At 64.9% G+C, this 14,573-nt stretch carries 15 protein-coding genes and 3 pseudogenes; 8 read left to right on the forward strand and 10 right to left on the reverse strand.

Features of this window, described 5'->3' with window-relative positions; genetic code table 11:
* The first annotated feature begins 1,014 nt into the window (after positions 1 to 1,014).
* Positions 1,015 to 1,281, forward strand: a complete 267-nt coding sequence (locus ME121_RS34580; protein WP_089231434.1) for a hypothetical protein — start codon at positions 1,015 to 1,017, stop codon at positions 1,279 to 1,281.
* Between the two features lie 1,081 nt (positions 1,282 to 2,362).
* On the opposite strand, the gene ME121_RS34585 is transcribed toward ME121_RS34580, so the two are convergent.
* Positions 2,363 to 3,120, reverse strand: a protein-coding gene (locus tag ME121_RS34585) for an IS5 family transposase (RefSeq protein ID WP_089231432.1) whose coding sequence is annotated in 2 segments (ribosomal slippage) — positions 2,363 to 2,784 and positions 2,784 to 3,120 — 759 coding nt in all. Because the reading frame shifts where the segments join, the coding sequence is not laid out codon by codon here.
* Between the two features lie 421 nt (positions 3,121 to 3,541).
* Between ME121_RS34585 and ME121_RS34590 the strand changes: the two genes are divergently transcribed.
* The 3 genes and pseudogenes from ME121_RS34590 to ME121_RS30955 all read left to right on the forward strand — a co-directional run bounded on the left by ME121_RS34590 (position 3,542) and on the right by ME121_RS30955 (position 6,233).
* Complete coding sequence (locus tag ME121_RS34590) at positions 3,542 to 3,712, forward strand: hypothetical protein (RefSeq protein WP_165850992.1); 171 nt, start codon at positions 3,542 to 3,544, stop codon at positions 3,710 to 3,712.
* 177 nt (positions 3,713 to 3,889) lie between these two features.
* Positions 3,890 to 4,987: pseudogene (locus tag ME121_RS30950) on the forward strand (IS5 family transposase).
* 1,051 nt (positions 4,988 to 6,038) lie between these two features.
* Positions 6,039 to 6,233 (forward strand): hypothetical protein, encoded by a 195-nt coding sequence (locus tag ME121_RS30955; protein ID WP_059410193.1) that lies wholly within the window; start codon positions 6,039 to 6,041, stop codon positions 6,231 to 6,233.
* Here the strand turns inward: ME121_RS30955 and ME121_RS34595 are convergent.
* The 6 genes from ME121_RS34595 to ME121_RS30980 form a co-directional block, all read right to left on the reverse strand.
* Positions 6,230 to 6,400 carry a hypothetical protein gene (locus ME121_RS34595; protein WP_165850993.1) on the reverse strand — a complete coding sequence of 57 codons (171 nt, stop codon included), beginning with the start codon at positions 6,398 to 6,400 and terminating at the stop codon, positions 6,230 to 6,232. The genes ME121_RS30955 and ME121_RS34595 overlap by 4 nt on opposite strands.
* Before the next feature lie 364 nt (positions 6,401 to 6,764).
* Entirely contained in the window at positions 6,765 to 7,139 is a 375-nt protein-coding gene (locus ME121_RS30960; protein WP_059410194.1) for a response regulator, read from the reverse strand.
* Positions 7,140 to 7,335: 196 nt separating this feature from the next.
* The gene (locus tag ME121_RS30965) at positions 7,336 to 7,623 is read right to left on the reverse strand and encodes a hypothetical protein (RefSeq protein WP_059410195.1); all 288 of its coding nucleotides are present in this window, start codon (positions 7,621 to 7,623) and stop codon (positions 7,336 to 7,338) included.
* A complete protein-coding gene (locus ME121_RS30970; protein ID WP_059410196.1) occupies positions 7,620 to 7,880 on the reverse strand; it encodes a hypothetical protein in 261 nt (86 codons plus the stop codon). The genes ME121_RS30965 and ME121_RS30970 overlap by 4 nt, the downstream gene beginning before the upstream one ends.
* A 7-nt stretch (positions 7,881 to 7,887) precedes the next feature.
* Complete coding sequence (locus tag ME121_RS30975) at positions 7,888 to 8,076, reverse strand: hypothetical protein (protein WP_059410197.1); 189 nt, start codon at positions 8,074 to 8,076, stop codon at positions 7,888 to 7,890.
* 126 nt (positions 8,077 to 8,202) lie between these two features.
* Positions 8,203 to 8,433 (reverse strand): site-specific integrase, encoded by a 231-nt coding sequence (locus tag ME121_RS30980; RefSeq protein ID WP_059410198.1) that lies wholly within the window; start codon positions 8,431 to 8,433, stop codon positions 8,203 to 8,205.
* 419 nt (positions 8,434 to 8,852) lie between these two features.
* Between ME121_RS30980 and ME121_RS30990 the strand changes: the two genes are divergently transcribed.
* From ME121_RS30990 to ME121_RS31000, 3 genes and pseudogenes are all read left to right on the forward strand, one after another.
* Complete coding sequence (locus ME121_RS30990) at positions 8,853 to 9,296, forward strand: DMT family transporter (protein WP_059410200.1); 444 nt, start codon at positions 8,853 to 8,855, stop codon at positions 9,294 to 9,296.
* Positions 9,297 to 9,693: 397 nt separating this feature from the next.
* Positions 9,694 to 10,773: an IS110 family RNA-guided transposase gene (locus tag ME121_RS30995; protein ID WP_029361753.1), complete on the forward strand. Its 1,080-nt coding sequence runs from the start codon at positions 9,694 to 9,696 to the stop codon at positions 10,771 to 10,773.
* Positions 10,774 to 10,789: 16 nt separating this feature from the next.
* Positions 10,790 to 11,083, forward strand: a pseudogene (locus ME121_RS31000) (integrase core domain-containing protein); the annotation flags it as partial.
* A 68-nt stretch (positions 11,084 to 11,151) separates the two neighbouring features.
* On the opposite strand, the pseudogene ME121_RS34600 reads toward ME121_RS31000, so the two are convergent.
* Positions 11,152 to 11,284: pseudogene (locus ME121_RS34600) on the reverse strand (IS3 family transposase); the annotation flags it as partial.
* Positions 11,285 to 11,709: 425 nt separating this feature from the next.
* Here ME121_RS34600 and ME121_RS31005 point away from each other — a divergent pair.
* Positions 11,710 to 12,468: a LuxR C-terminal-related transcriptional regulator gene (locus tag ME121_RS31005; protein WP_029359250.1), complete on the forward strand. Its 759-nt coding sequence runs from the start codon at positions 11,710 to 11,712 to the stop codon at positions 12,466 to 12,468.
* A 622-nt stretch (positions 12,469 to 13,090) separates the two neighbouring features.
* Here ME121_RS31005 and ME121_RS31010 read toward each other — a convergent pair.
* Both ME121_RS31010 and ME121_RS31015 read right to left on the reverse strand, forming a co-directional pair.
* The gene (locus ME121_RS31010) at positions 13,091 to 13,342 is read right to left on the reverse strand and encodes a hypothetical protein (protein ID WP_029359251.1); all 252 of its coding nucleotides are present in this window, start codon (positions 13,340 to 13,342) and stop codon (positions 13,091 to 13,093) included.
* A gap of 712 nt (positions 13,343 to 14,054) precedes the next feature.
* A partial coding sequence (locus ME121_RS31015; protein WP_491892926.1) for an outer membrane protein occupies positions 14,055 to 14,573 on the reverse strand: 519 nt, incomplete at its 5' end.

A 14,573-nucleotide genomic window follows, 5' to 3' on the forward strand; every position in this document is an offset into this window, starting at 1 on the left:
ACTGGCCCGAAAGCCATACCTCAGGGCGGACCACTTCATTGGGGGCAGATCATGCGGGCCTCCAGGGCTCTGCTACGTCCGCTTATAGGGTTAGCCGGGTTGATCGTGAACGACTGCGTTGGGTCGTAGGCGGAGCGGCCGTTCCAGCGCCGTTTCGATATCGTCCTCTTTTTCGTCGATCGTACCCTAAGAGGAGACGACGACGATAGGACACCGAATTAAGCCATGTCTGCGACTATCGCTCACCAGATCGAATGCGAGGACGGTAGGGTCCGTTTGACGGTCCATCGTCATGAGGTTGGCTTCTTCTTCTACACCGAAGACAGCTTCGAGGCCTGGGACGACACGCCTGCGGTTTGGCGAGAAGGATATCCTCCTTCCGGTCTCTTCGCGACGGTGGAGGAGGCTATGGCTGAGGCCAGAGCTATTATACCCTGGTTGCAGGCTGCCTCCACCAAAGGGCACGCACCACCCCAGCCCAAGTTGTCGGACGATGACTGACGGCCGCATTGAGGAAACGCGAACTGCGCTCCTGGCGGCTGCGTTGGGTCGGTTGCAGTCACGGCCATCGCTTCTCATGGCGCCGCACGCCACCGGGTGACGGTCCGGTGCATCTGACTGACTGCGAGCCCGTCAGCCTCCGCGCGAGCCAGCGCGCGGGCCGCGTGCATAGCGCGCTCTCGGCCGGGCAGACCGGCGCGTTCGGCTATTTCGGTGGCCGTGCTTGGCTCAGCGGTGAGGGAAGCTAGCACGCGCGGGCGAATATCTGGGCGCGGCCGGGCGCCTCGAGGCGAGGGGAGCTTCGGCATGCCGCTATCCCAGCGCGATCAGCATCCATGTGCGCGCCTTGGCCATCAGGTCGCCGTCCCCAGCTTGAGGGTCGGAGGCGATCACACGGTCGATGATCTCGCGCGCGTCCGCGCCGCTCAGCCATCACCGACCTCGCTCAGAACAGACCGACCGCAGCCGCGTTGCCCTATGAGCCCGAAGACGGGCCAAACCGAGGAAACGCACATGATGACCAAGACATTCGGCCTTGCGGCCGCTCTTACCATCGCGCTGACGGGCGCCGCCTACGCCCAGCAGCCCGCAGGCGGTGGCAGCGCGACCGGCAACATGAACAACCCGGGCTCGGTGAAGAGCGAAGGGCAGAAGGCGGCCGAAGAGACGACTGGCACGAGCACCCGTTCGCCCGCAGCTGGTGCAGCGACTGCACCGGGAACCGGCACGGCTCGCCCTGGCGTCGGCACGGGCGGAGGCACCTCGGCTCCCGCGCGATAGCCAAATCGTCGGAACTGGCAGGCAGAGGCCGCCGCACGGCAAACCGGAACTCGGCGCTCCCTCGCGGGTCTACCGAGCATCCCTGAGCAATCACCTTGAACCGCCCGGCCCCGGCCGTGGCGGCTTTTTTGTGCCCGCTGGCCCCAGGCAGCTGGCTCATGGTCGGAGGGACCTACTCGAAGTCAGCGACTAGCCATTACGGTACGTGCGAGCAAATGAGCCGGCCAAAGGATCCTAGCGGTATTTTACTAAGGGGTGCGCCGCGCTCGATAAATCATAGCGCAAGCAACCCGTTTCGCATCCCGTATAATATTTGATATCCTGCATGGGAACTTTGATTTTACGGCGAGATTGTCCTAAAAATGGATCTGAAAGGATGATCAATGCGCGCCGTGTCGACCGTTTTAATTGCTTCGCTTGCTGCGATTGCCTCAGGAATGGCGTCAGCTCAGCCGGTTGCACCCGGCGGCACCCCGCGATCAGGCGGTGCAGCTATCCAGCTTCAGCCCAACACAACTGGTAATGATCGTAACGTCGTCATTCCTCGCGGAGCAACGGGAGCGGAGACCATCACGACGGACTCGGCAGCCGGCGGCAACGCGAACCTACCTGAGAGGGCCGTTCCAAATGGCAGTGCTGGAGGCAGCGGCAGCGGCAGCCGTTAAAGCGGCGGCTAAAACCTAGCATTGCAGCCTCAAAGGCAGGCCGACTTCAGCCCCGCCGGCACCGCCGCGCAGGGCCTTTTCGTTGGCTCCTCACTTTGCGCGCGGCGCCTTTTGCATTCGACGCCGTACAACCCATGTCAGTTTCGGAGATGTTCCACCCCAGAGGAGCTGATGCACGTCCAAGCCATGTTTGCCGCCGCCGTCATCGCCGGCTTCGTTGAGTTCGCCTGCCTCTGCCACGAGGCTCCCGAGTGCCGCGACGACTGATCGGCGATACAAGACTGCGAATAAGCCCGCCCGGTTCGCCAGCGCGGGCTTTTTCGTGTTCTGCGATCGCCTTCCCCCGTGACTTCGCGGACATGGCTGTAAAGCGGCGCAGGTGGTGTCGAGCATCGCAACCTAGGGTTTGGACTCGATCAGCACCAGAAGGCGATGACGGCGGCCAGAGCGAGGGCCGAGGCGTAGTTGCGTGCGAGCTTGTCGTAGCGGGTGGCGATCCGGCGAAAGTCCTTGAGGCGGTTGAAGGTCGCCTCGATCCGCCACCGCTCCCGATAGCGGCTCTTGTCGTGGCGGATCTTCCGCTTGCGGCCGCGCTTGCCCGGGATGACCGGCGTGATGCCGCTCTTGCGGAGGTCAGCGCGCAGCCAGTCGGCATCGTAGCCCTTGTCGGCTGCCAGACGTTGGATCCGGCCTGGCGCTTTGGCCAGCACCGCAGGCGCGGTGGTCACATCGCTGGCGTTGCCGGGCGTTAGCAGGAGGACGCCGGGGCGGCCGAGGACATCAGTGAGCGCGTGGATCTTGGTGGTCTGGCCGCCGCGCGATGGGCCAATGGCCTGCGCCGTCGCCCCCCTTTGCCGCCATGGGCAGAGCGGTGGGCGCGGACGTAGCTGCTGTCGAGGGCAGCCGCATCGCCCGTCCATCCGGCCTTGGCCAGCGCGGCGAGCATGGCTTTCCAGAAGCCGCGCCGCGACCATCGGTTGAAGCGGTTGTAGACCGTGGTCCGCGGGCCGTAGGCGGCCGGGCAATCGCGCCAGCGGCAGCCCGACGTCAGCACGTGCAGGATGCCAGAGATGATCTGCCGGTCGTCCTTGCGCTCGGGTCCGGGCTGATCCTTGGGCATGAACGGTCCGATCACCGCCCATTGCTCATCCGAGAGCCAGAACAGGTCCGCCATCACCGCCTCCAGGCCGCAAAACGGCCGCCTGGAATCACAAAACGACAGACCCCGCAACGGCTTGGTTCGGTTCACACCCTAGATCCCCCACCCGTTCATGAGGTGGGGAGCGCTATCACGACGGCCAGACCCGCGAGCGCAGATCGACGGAACCCTTCCACGCCGGCCGGCGTCTCTGAGGCGTCACACCCGGGAGGCGGCCCGTGATGGCACTCAGGTGGCGGACGTCTCACGTTCCCGCTGTTCCAAATACGACCAATGGAATATAATAGAACCAATGCGATCTAGCTTTGCAATTTTGCTGATATTTGGATCGATGTCGGCCGCATTTGCAGATGATGACTGCCCTAGGAATTTCCAAAATTATGGAATATTTCTGCAGGCACAAAAATCTTGCGGCCGGAAGGTGGAGTATCCCTTCATGAAGATCATGAAAGCCTGTGCAAGAGAGACGCCTGAGCCCAAGGCTATCGAATTGATGGATGCTGGCCGCCGGATCTGGGCGAAAAATCTCATGCGTAGTAGCCTCGGCACGATGTGCGAGGAGGTGTTGTCACGTCTTCCTGTGCCCCCAAATCATCGCAAGCGCTGAGCCATCCCATCGTGTCGTCAGCCTGCCCAGTCCACCGGCGCGGGGTTTTGCACGCCTAGAATCTTGGGATCGCCCAGGGCGATGAAAGCTAATCACTTAGCAGGCTGTTGAAGAAGTCCGTGGCGTGGCCGAGCGGAGGATGATTCACTCCTTCTCGGGAGCGCGTGGGGAAGGCGAATGCGGGGTTCGGATCAGCGATCGGGGACGTTGTTCTCCTATGTGGACCTGGAAGCACGGGTCCGGTCAGGCCACCCCCTGCGCATGATCCGGTAGCTGACGTATGTGGCGCTTGCAGCGCTGAACCAGGACTACCTGCGCTCTATGTGGCCCGGATAGGTCGTCCGTCGATCCCGCCTGAGATGCTGCTGCGAGCGATGCTCCTGCAGGCGTTCTACTCGATTTGCTCGGAGCGGCAGTTGATGGAGCAACTGGAGTTCGACCTGCTGTTCCGCCGGTTCGTGGGGCTGGGTGTCGACGATCCGGCTTGGGATCACTCGAGCTTCAGCAAGAACCGGGACCGCCGGCTGTCCGGTGATATCGCCGCCAAGTTCCTGGCAGCCGTGCTCGCCCGGCCCCGGGTGAAGCGGCTCCGGTCCGGCGATCACTTCAGCGTCGACGGCACGCTGATCGAAGCCTGGGCGTCGATGAAGAGCCTCACGCCCGAGGATCAAAGCGGGGACCAAGCTCTACCGCCCGCTGGCGGACGTAACGCCGAGGTCGACTTCAAAGGACAGGCACACTCAAACGAGACGCACGCGAGCACCACCGATCCCGAAGCCAGGCTCTATCGCAAGGGCCCGGGCATGGAGGCCAAGCTCTGCTTCATCGGCCACGCTTTGATGGAGAACCGCTCGGCCCGGATCGTGGACACCTGCCTGACCTCGGCGGACGGCCACGCCGAGCGCATTGCCGCCTTGGCGATGATCGAGCCGAGGGCGGACCGGCCCAGGGCCATCTTAATGGGCGCTGACAAGGCCTACGATGCGTAGGATTTCGTCAACGAGCTGAGATCGATGAATGTCCGCGCGCACGTGGCCCAGAACACCAGCAGGCGCCGCTCGTCCATCGATAGGCGAACCACCCGCCATGCCGGCTATGGCATGAGCCAGAAGATCCGCAAGCGCATCGAGGAGGGCGTCAGTTGGATCAAGACCATCGGTGGCCAGCTGAAAACCCGCTTCAGGGGCCACGATAGGATCGGATAGGTCTTCGCCTTCACCGCCGGCGGCCGACAACTTGGTTCGCCTGCCCAAGCTGCTCGGAGCCCTGGCGTAAGCGTCCTAAGCAAGTGGCGGATCGTCGAACTGCCCGGCCACGCGGACGACTATGCCGACCTGGTCGAGCCGGCCTACATCCTCTTCGAGGCCACCGGTGGCGAGTTCGCCTTCGGATGCGTCACCGGGGCCGTCGCCGGTGGTGGTGATAACGCTGCCGTTGAATTCGACTGAAACGGGAACGACGAGATGGACGAGGCCTGCGGCCCCGGATGGGCCGAGCTTCGAGCCGACGGCTCGCTTCGGGGCGAAATCGGCGCCACGGCGGCGACGATATCCCCTTCAGTGCCCGCCGCTGGCCGAATTCTTCAACAGCCTGCTAGGCCGAGTCGTCGTTCGCGGCGGACGTGGCCTTCTCGCGACGCCGAATCTCTGCAGCGAGGGCGAAGAGCAGCATCCGTGAAGCTGTCTGCATCTCCGCCGAGCCGTGGCGGGCAATTTCCTCATGAATGGAGATGCAGGCTTCCGCCATTGCCTCGAAATCGCTCAGTGGACCCAAGCCCCCGTGATGCCGCGAATTGATACCAGTGCATCTGTACTGAGTTTAAGTATCGCACCTGGATTAGATCGCAATAACAAATCGTCTCAGTATATCGGATACGGCGTCGGTCGGCGCTTCCCGTGGCGCTGGTTGGAGCTCGCGTTAAAGTGAGTTTGCCGAAAGATTTCGATGAAAGCGAGGCTCGGAAAAGAGCACTCCTTCGGCGGATTGCAACTGCGCTCGGCGCGCCGGAAGCAGGGCTATTGGACGAAGCCGCGGCTCAATTTGGGCCAGACGGTCCTTATGAGCTGCTGAGAACATGGAACGACATCGAGTGCTTATCCGATCGTCGAAAGTTGCTCGCCTTCGCGAGATTGCTTGCTGCGCGACACTAGTCGGCGGATCAGACGGTTTGCGGCGAACGGGCGCGGCTGATCCCGCCTGTGATCTGCGAGGATGGGGCAACCACGATGTAAGCCGGCGCAGGATGTTGCGCCTGCGAAGCCATTAACGCGGCGAGCCTTTTCCGAGCGCACGGTGCGGGTATGTCCACTCGCATACCGAGCGCGCCATGCACTTCGAGATCCTCGCAACCGGTCGCCACCTTTGGACCTGGGTGCTGCTCGACGTAGCGCATCTGACGGTGATGGAATCGGACCGGACCTCCCCGTCCGAAGCGCAGGGCTCGGCGGCGCTGGCCTTCTCGAAGCTGGTTACCCGGGCTGGCAAGACGCTGACCGGCGGCCCGGCGGGCGGCCTGCTCTAACCCAGCGGCCGCGCCTCGCCGCGACGCCGCTCGGCCTCATCCTGGGCCGCGTGCAGCTTCTTCGTGGCGATGAGCATGTCGGGCCAGTCGATAGCCTTCTCGTGGGCCTGCATGGCTCGGACGTCGCCGAGGCACTGCGCCAACTCCCAGCGGTGCCAGGAGCGCACGTCGGACAGCGCCTTCAGTTAGGCCATCTGCTCGTCGGTCACGGGTCTGCCGCCCGTTGAAGCCGCGGCGCTGCGCCCGGCTTGCTCGCGTCGATCTCCACAAGATGCGCTAGGCCGGCTGGCGTGATGAACCACGCGTCTACGCGGCGGCCCGGGCCAGGGGCCGAACGGGATTCGACGAGCCCCCGCTTCCGCAGGGCCGACATGGCCGACGGACAGGCGCTGCGGCGCAGCCCCTGCGGGTAGAGGAGGCATGCGCGAACGGCCTCGAGCTGGCGGTCGCGGACTGGCGCGATCGGTTCGGAAGGCATGACGACCCCCAGCTATCGTGAGTCGCCGTCGTCTACGAGTCCGTGGCTCGCGACTACGCCGCCCTATCGAGCAGGCGCCGGAGTTCCGACATCATCTTCCGAGGCTCGAGCGGCTTATGCAGCCAGCGGGCGAAAGCGTAACGTTCGGGCATTCCTCGTCGATCGTAGCCGCTCATGAAGAAGAACGGCACACCATCCGAGACCAGAGCGTCAGCGACCGGGAAGACCCTTTCATCGCACAGGTACACGTCGAGGATTGCGGCGTCGGGCCTGTCTTCCGCAAGAAGATTGAGTGCGGCGTCTACTGATGGCACGGGTCCGACAACCGTCGCGCCAGCAGCAACCAGTTCCTGTTCTAGGTCGCTGGCGATAAAGTAGTCGTCTTCGACGACAAGGACGCGCTGGCCGGTGAGCGGATCTGCGGCCATCGCCTGCTTCTCCCGCAATTTGTAGCTTCAAGACGAGCGGCGAGATTAAATCGCTAATACCGCTCGCATCGCCATCAAATGATATTTTGAGCTGCTCGCTCAGACTCCCGCTTCGAGGCAGCTCATAGGTTAGCCAACGGACCTCAAGGTAGCCCCTCCTCCACCAGCCCGTGGCTCGCGGCGAGCTCAGCGCTACTCACCGCCATTTCTCGTCTGTGCACGCCAAGACGTAGACGACGTGCACGCAGCGTGCCTGAGCCGCCTGCGTTGTCGCATCGGCCATGCATGCCCGCATACCGGATGAGAAAACCTCCTCGTCGATGCCGGCCCGGCTACCGCATTGGAAAATGGGCTGAAAACCCTCGAAGCGGCTGACCTGCCAGAAGATCGCAACGACCAGCAGCAGGCAGAAACCCGCGACAAGATACTTGTTGTCATAGAACCAGTGCCGCTGATCGGCCCTGCAGGCGATGAGCTCGCTCATCCCTTCGCCGGATGTCCCAGCGGGATCGCGGTTCGGACCATGTTGCGCTTCTTGGCCGGCTTGTCGGTGGTGAGCGCCTCGGCAGCGCGAGTGTTGGTGCCTAGCGTCTCGAGGAGGTCGAGCGTCCAGCCCTTCGCCAGCGGGTAGGCCTCGGTCGCCAAGTCCGCGAGCGCCGCGTCGACCGCGGCGTCGATCTCCTGATCGGTAACCTCGGCGGCCTTGCGCAGTCCGGAGACGGGCGGGGGTTCTTTGGCCATGGGCGACCTATTGCAGCCTGGTCGACGTCGAGTCCATGAGGCCGACTCGCACGGCGAGGGCGAGTAGGTCGCCGTCCGTCAGCGTCTCGCCGTCGACCAGCCGGTAGGGCAGGCTACCGGTCCAGGGCTCCACGTTGTGGCCGCGGGCCCGGAGCGCCGCAACGGCTTCGCGAATTAAGTTGTGGCCATCGCTCATGCTCGCTGTGCTCAATTCGAAACGTCCCTACCCTTCTGCACCGCCAAGCGGTTCAGCAGGTCCACGAGGTCGTCAGCCTGCCCTATCCCGAGGCCGCTCTGCGGTCCGATCCTGTGCGCTCACGACTCATAGCTTCTCCGTCGTGCTCGTCGCCCCAGCGATTTGCATTGCGACGCGGTTTGCTGCGGCGATCAGCACCGCGTCGAGGTGGTGGATGTACCGCGACGTGAGGCCGTGCCCGGCATGACCCAGCATCGCGCCAATCGTCGAGTCGCTGTAGCCGAGGCCGCCACCGGTAGAAGCGAGGGAGTGTGGGAGGGTGTGCGCCGAGACGCCTTCCAGTTCTGCCTTGCTCACAATGCGCTCCAGGGCGTCGTCGAGTCTCGTGAAAGGCCCCTGCCCTCCCCGCGCTGTCGGCAGGACATATGCCGAACCAGAGGCCCGCTCGATGCCGTCTAGGATCAGCAGGACGGCCTTGCTGATCGGCCGGACCGAGGCGCCTCCTTCGAGTCCTCAAGCCGCAGGCATGGCTCCGCTCTGTCGACCTCGGACCATCGCAGCTTCACGATCTCACCCAGGCGGCAGCCGGTCAGCGCCAGCAGCCGAATGCCGGCGAGGCGAAGCGTGCCGGTGTCGTCCGGCGCCTCTTCGATGCCCGCGGCTTCCATGACGACGCGGTCGCGCCCTGACGAGTCGGTCCACGCGAGGCGTTCCAGGGGACGTGGAAGAGACGCAGATAGCCCTACCTAGCGAGATCTCACCGATTGGATCTCGACATGTGGTACCTGTACGGCGCCGTCCTGCTGGCTGGGATCGCGAACGCCATCCAGCCAGGCCAGAACAGCACCCTCGCCAGAGGCTTCTCTCAGCCGCTCGTGGCAGGTCTGATCGTTGGAATTGGCACCTCCCTGACCGTCCTAATCATCGGCCTCATATCCCGTCGCTTGGCATGGCCGACAACCCAGGAGCTGTCGCAGGTGCCGTGGTGGGCGTGGGGCGGCGGCTTCATGGGCGGCGGAGTTGTGATCGCGCAGCTGCTGATTGCTCGGCACGTGGGAGCCGGGGCGTTTCTCGGGCTTCTGGTGACGGCGGGCGTCGTGACCTCCATCCTGCTCGACCATTTCGGCTTGGTCGGCTTTGAGGTGCATCCGGCCAGCCTCTGGCGGATCCTCGGTGGCCTGCTGATGGTGGCTGGTGTTGCGCTCGTCGCACTCTTCTAAAGCCGGTCGCGTTTCTCCCGCACGGCTCACGCCACCTTCGTGCTCGACGCTCTGGAGCAGGCCCTGCACGAGCGCCGGCCCCTCCAGAGGAGCGGGCTCGTGCACCACTCCGACAGTCAGAAGATCTGCGCCAGTTCCCGGGTGGTCTGACCCGCACAGCGATGGACCATCGGTTAAGCTGGCGCCGCAGGGCGTCCCGGTGCGGCCTGACTCGCACTCTGATCGACTGGCCGTGTCTTTCCCCGGACCTGTCGGCCGCCCGGGAACACCCTGCGGTGAGGTTTTGCCTCGCCGATGCCTGTGACCCGAGAAGGGCCTGACCGTCTGGTCTCGTGACTGTCCTGTCCGCGCATCCGGTCGTGGTGAAGCCATCAGGCTCGATCGACAGGAGGATGGGATGAGTGCCGAGAAAGCTCACGAGCGTCGTGTCATCGGCGGTGTCGACACCCACAAGGATCTGCATGTCGCCGCGGTCGTCGATGACCGGGATCGGGTTCTGGCGACCGCCAGCTTCGCCGCGACCCGCCAGGGCTATCGGCAGATGCTGACCTGGATGCGTTCGTTCGGCCCGCTGCGCCGCGTCGGGGTCGAATCGACCGGCAGCTATGGTGCCGGCCTGCTTCGCTTCCTCCAGCGGTCCGGGATTGAGGTACTGGAGGTGACCGCCCCCGACACCCAGGACCGTCGCCGGCGGGGCAAGAACGACGACTTCGACGCACAGAGCGCGGCGCACGCGGCCTTCGCCGGCACCCGTACCGTCACGCCGCGCACCCGCGACGGCATGGTCGAGTCGCTGCGCGTCCTGAGCGCGTGCCGGAAGACGGCGGTCGCGGCCCGGCGCATCGCCCTGCAGATGATCCACAACACCATCGTGTGCGCCCCGGACGCCCTGCGCGAGACGCTGCGCCGGATGACCCGGATGCAGCTCGTGCGGACCCTGGCGGCGTGGCGGCCTGATCTGAGCGCCTACCGCGACGTCGAGGCCGCCTACCGGATCGGCCTGAAGTCCCTGGCGCGGCGCTATCTGGAACTGCACGACGAGATCGCCGATCTCGATGCCATGATCGGCGCCATCGTCGACGAGCTTGCCCCGGACCTCGTGGCCCGCAACTCCATCGGCAGCAATGGCGCCGCTCAGCTCCTCCTGACGGCCGGCGACAATCCCGAGCGCTTGCGCTCAGAGGCAGGCTTCGCGGCGCTTTGTGGCGTGAGCCCCGTGCCAGCCTCATCGGGCAAGACGGTGCGCCATCGCCTCAACCGAGGCGGTGATCGCGCGGCTAACAGCGCGCTGCACATTATCGCCATCGGGCGACTGCGAACCGATGAGCGGACCAAGGCGTATGTGGCCCGCCGCATCGCAGAAGGCCACTCCAAGCTGGAAGCGATCCGTTGCCTGAAGCGCTACATCGCCCGTGAGGTGTTCACGCTCATCACCCGGAGGCGGCAGGCGATCAACCAGACCCAAATCGCGGCTTGACACACAGAAGGGCGTCAGGGGGAGCCAATACCTTGCTGTGCGCTACACGGAACGGCTGGCGGAGGCGGGCGTCGAGCCTTCGGTCGGCAACATCGGAGACAGCTACGACAACGCCTTGGCCGAGACGATCAACGGTCTGTTCAAGGCCCAGGTGATCCATCGGCGCGCGCCGTGGCGCAGCTTCGAGGCGGTGGCGTTCGCCGCCCTCGAATGGGTCGATTGGTTCAACACCCGCCGCTTGCTCGAACCGATCGGCAACGTGCCTCCCGCCGAGGCGGAGGCACGCTTTTATGCCCAGGCCGAGATCTAAGCCTTGGCCGCCTGACCCAAACCAAACGGCCTCCGGGAGGCCTGGCGCGGGTCAGTCCTTGCGCCAGGGTAGTAGCGCTGCTCGGAGATCTCTGCCTCCTCGCGTGCCAGCGCCAAGCTCTTGCCCCTGGGCCGTCTGCACCTCGATCTGGCGCAGCGTCAGCACGACCTGCTCCGCGCCCGTTTTCCGATCTCGCCGCATCTCCGACTTCTTCGGTCCCGGCTGATCCTCTCGATCAGAAGGGTCCAAAGCCGGCCGGTCAGGTTAGGAGCGGCCGAGGAAGCGGATCGGGCTCGGCGGGACGGCAAATACAGATAGGTCGCCCGCCCGCGACATTCAACCGCACGCGCAGTGCCTAACTTGAGCTGTCTCTGGCCGAGCGTGTTGCCCAATTCGACAATTGTATATGGATCTAAACCGCTCTATCGCCAAACATTAACTTGCGAGCGGCATTTGTGCTTTGGCAGAATGACAATGATCGCCTTCGTGAGATCGTCGTGCGCGTTATGTCTGGATATTGGCTGGGCCATATATGGCGGAGCGCAAGAAACATCTAAAAATTCCTCGCAAACCTGCTTCTAATCCCGGTTCGGCATATCGAACTGAGAGACAAAGGGTGCGAGGTCATGAGTACGACTGTTGGGGTCCTGATCCTGGATGAAGCGCAGGACCTGAGCGCCGCCGCCCGCGCTGCTTTGGATCACTTGCCGGAGATCCGCCTACTCGGCGAGGCATGCCTGGACGAAGCCGATGTCGAGGTTGAGGTCGCTGTGGTCTGTCTCAGCTCGGACAAGGTCGCGGAGGGAATCGCGCATGTCACCGGCCTGAGGGAACGCCGGCCGAACCTGCGCATCCTGGTGTCCTTCGACGCGCTGACAGCGGACCACTTTGAGTCTCTGTTGGATGCGGGTGCTGATGCCTTCGTCGGGCGATCACATTCGCAGCAGGAACTCAGTGCGGCGCTGCTTGCCCTTGTGAAGGGAGCGGCTTGCCTCGTTCCTCCGAAGCGGCCGGGCGCCATGAAGGCGGGCCAGAGCTGCAACTTCGGTCTGTCCCCCCGCGAGATCGACGTCCTGCGCTTCCTCTGTGCAGGCTTCAGCAACAAGGAGGTCGCCCGGCGCTTGGCGCTGAGTGTGCGCACTGTGGAGACCCATCGGCTCAACCTGCGCCGCAAGACCCAGACCGGCCGTTTGAAGGAGCTCGTTTCGCTCGCCCACCAGCTTGGGCTGCCGCTCCCGTCTGCTGACGAGTGGTCTTCGCATGCCGACAATCGGTTCGCGTCAAAGGGAGGCTCTCTTTTCGAGGCCGTGACCGGCCCGGAAGGGCTTTCCGTCCGTGCCGACGTCGCTAGCCGTGCAGGAGCGACTTCCTTGAGGAAGCGTTAACGGCGCGAGGCGGTCGCTACGGATGGTGGCGGCAGCTCTCCTGCGCGTACTCTGCAGCGTCGCTACGGCTTCTGACAGGCGAAACCGAACGGCAGGCGGGCCGGCCCCTAGAGGGCTCGGCCCGCGCCTTTCGGGCCAGTGTGAACTGTTGCGCCGCTCCTGACACTTCCGCGTTCTCGGGCAGGGACCCGGAACGACAACGGCGCAGCAACCCTGGAGGTCACTGCGCCGCGGGGTCGGGCTACTGAGGGGGCGATAGCAGCCACGAAGAAGGGCTACGCGCGACGCTGCTACTGCGGGGTGCGCCTGAACACATCCAAGAGCATGTGGCTCGGCAGCGACAGAGGTCGGCCATCGCCTGTGGAAAGCGCGAAGCGCCCTCGATCCGTCAAGGTTCAGGCGCGAGGGTGCTGACCCCTCTTCCGATCCGGCCTGCCATGTTCGCCAGCCCTCACGCTTTCGTCCTGCATCATCGCGAGCGTCTCGCCGTGCTCCTCTCGTCGGCCCTGTTCCTGGCCGGCGCGCTCCCGCTTTTCTGGGCGGTCGGGTGACGACCCCGGCGCGCCCAGAAATCACCCGGCACTCCGTTAGTAGCAGCCGGCCGATGGCCGCTCAGGCGGCGTCATCCGATGACGGCTCGCGGCGCTCCGAGCCCGGCGGACATGGCGTTGTGTTCGTCCAGGGCATCGTGCCATCCGGTCGGCAGAGCATCGACCTTGCCCTTCAGGTCGCCCTTCCGCTCCGGGCGGGGGCCCTTGCAACCGCCATCGCGCCATACCCGGAACTTGCGGCTGTCGACCCACTCCGTTCGGCCGTGCTCGGCGCGGACGATGATGTCGGCGATCACCCGGTTGGCCTCGTTGAAGAACGCCAACGCGAGCCGTCGGGTCGCACAGCGCCGCAGGGCCCGCGCCTCTCGAAAGGCGGGACGTTTTTGCAGAACCCGCAACACCGCACGAGCATCGCCCGACCCACATCGTCCAGCTTCGGCGTGCCGGTCTTCAGGCGGTTCTGACGGCACTCGCCCCCGGTCTCGACGCTGCGCTTCGGCCGCTTCGACATGCCCTTGCGGGATTTCCGGGCCGCGGGTGTCCAACCTGGACGTCTCGCGTCGAAGTCGGGGGGCTCGTTCTCGTCCGACAGAGGTGCGCCTCCATGTGAGGAGCCCCCTATCCATACCGGATCGACCCGAAACACAAACGGCCGAGCGGCGGCAGCGCCTTGGCACCCTCATCGGCTGATGCGGCCGGGTCATCTGATGATGACGGTCCGGTCAGCGGCCGGCGCTCGATGCGTTGAGAATTCAACTCGCCATAACCGTCACGCGCGTTGCGACGACGTCATGGCGAGCCATGGGTTGGGATGGGATCGGATCCGCTCGGACGGCCCTTCCAGAACGAAGAAACACCCCGGGAGCTTGCGCTCTCAGGGTGCTGCCGACCTCGCGGCCAGTTTGATCGGGCTGGGGATGCGAAGGTCAGCCGATCGGCTGCTCTTCGGCGGCGGAGAGCGATGAGGAGGACCAACTACCCCTCGCCCGCCGCCGCATCTCCCGGCACAGCCGCCGGGAGCAGCGCGACCGGATCTCAGTACGAGCCGAACTTGTAGTTCAGGCCGGCGCGGACGACGGCGAACTCGTCGTCGCGGCGGCCGATGGCGCTGTAGGCGACCGGGACGAGGTTGGCGGCGTTGACCACCAGGGCGCCCTGGTTGCGGGTGCCGCGCTCCAGGTTCACGTACAAGCCTTCCACCTTCAGCGTCACGGCCGAGGAGCGGAAGAAGTTCAGGAACGAGTCGGTGGGGAGCGCATACTCGATGCCGCCGCCGACGGCGTAGCCGGTGCGGAAGCTGTCGTTGCCGGCGTAGCCGCCGAAGGAGCGGTCGGCGCTGCCCGAGCCGTAGGCGAAGCCGCCGGTGGCGTACACGAGGGTGCGGTCGAAGGCGTAGCCGAGGCGGCCGCGCACGGTGCCGAAGTAGTCGAGGCTGGAGAGGCCGCGCGGGTCGGTGACGTAGTAGCCGGGGGCGACGGCGCCGGAGATGAAGGCGTTGTTCCGGTTACGGCCGAAGTCGAGGTACTGGGCGTCGGCCTCGAAGCCGATCACGAC

The organism is Methylobacterium sp. ME121, from assembly GCF_000974725.1.
Classification (GTDB): Bacteria; Pseudomonadota; Alphaproteobacteria; order Rhizobiales; family Beijerinckiaceae; genus Methylobacterium; species Methylobacterium radiotolerans.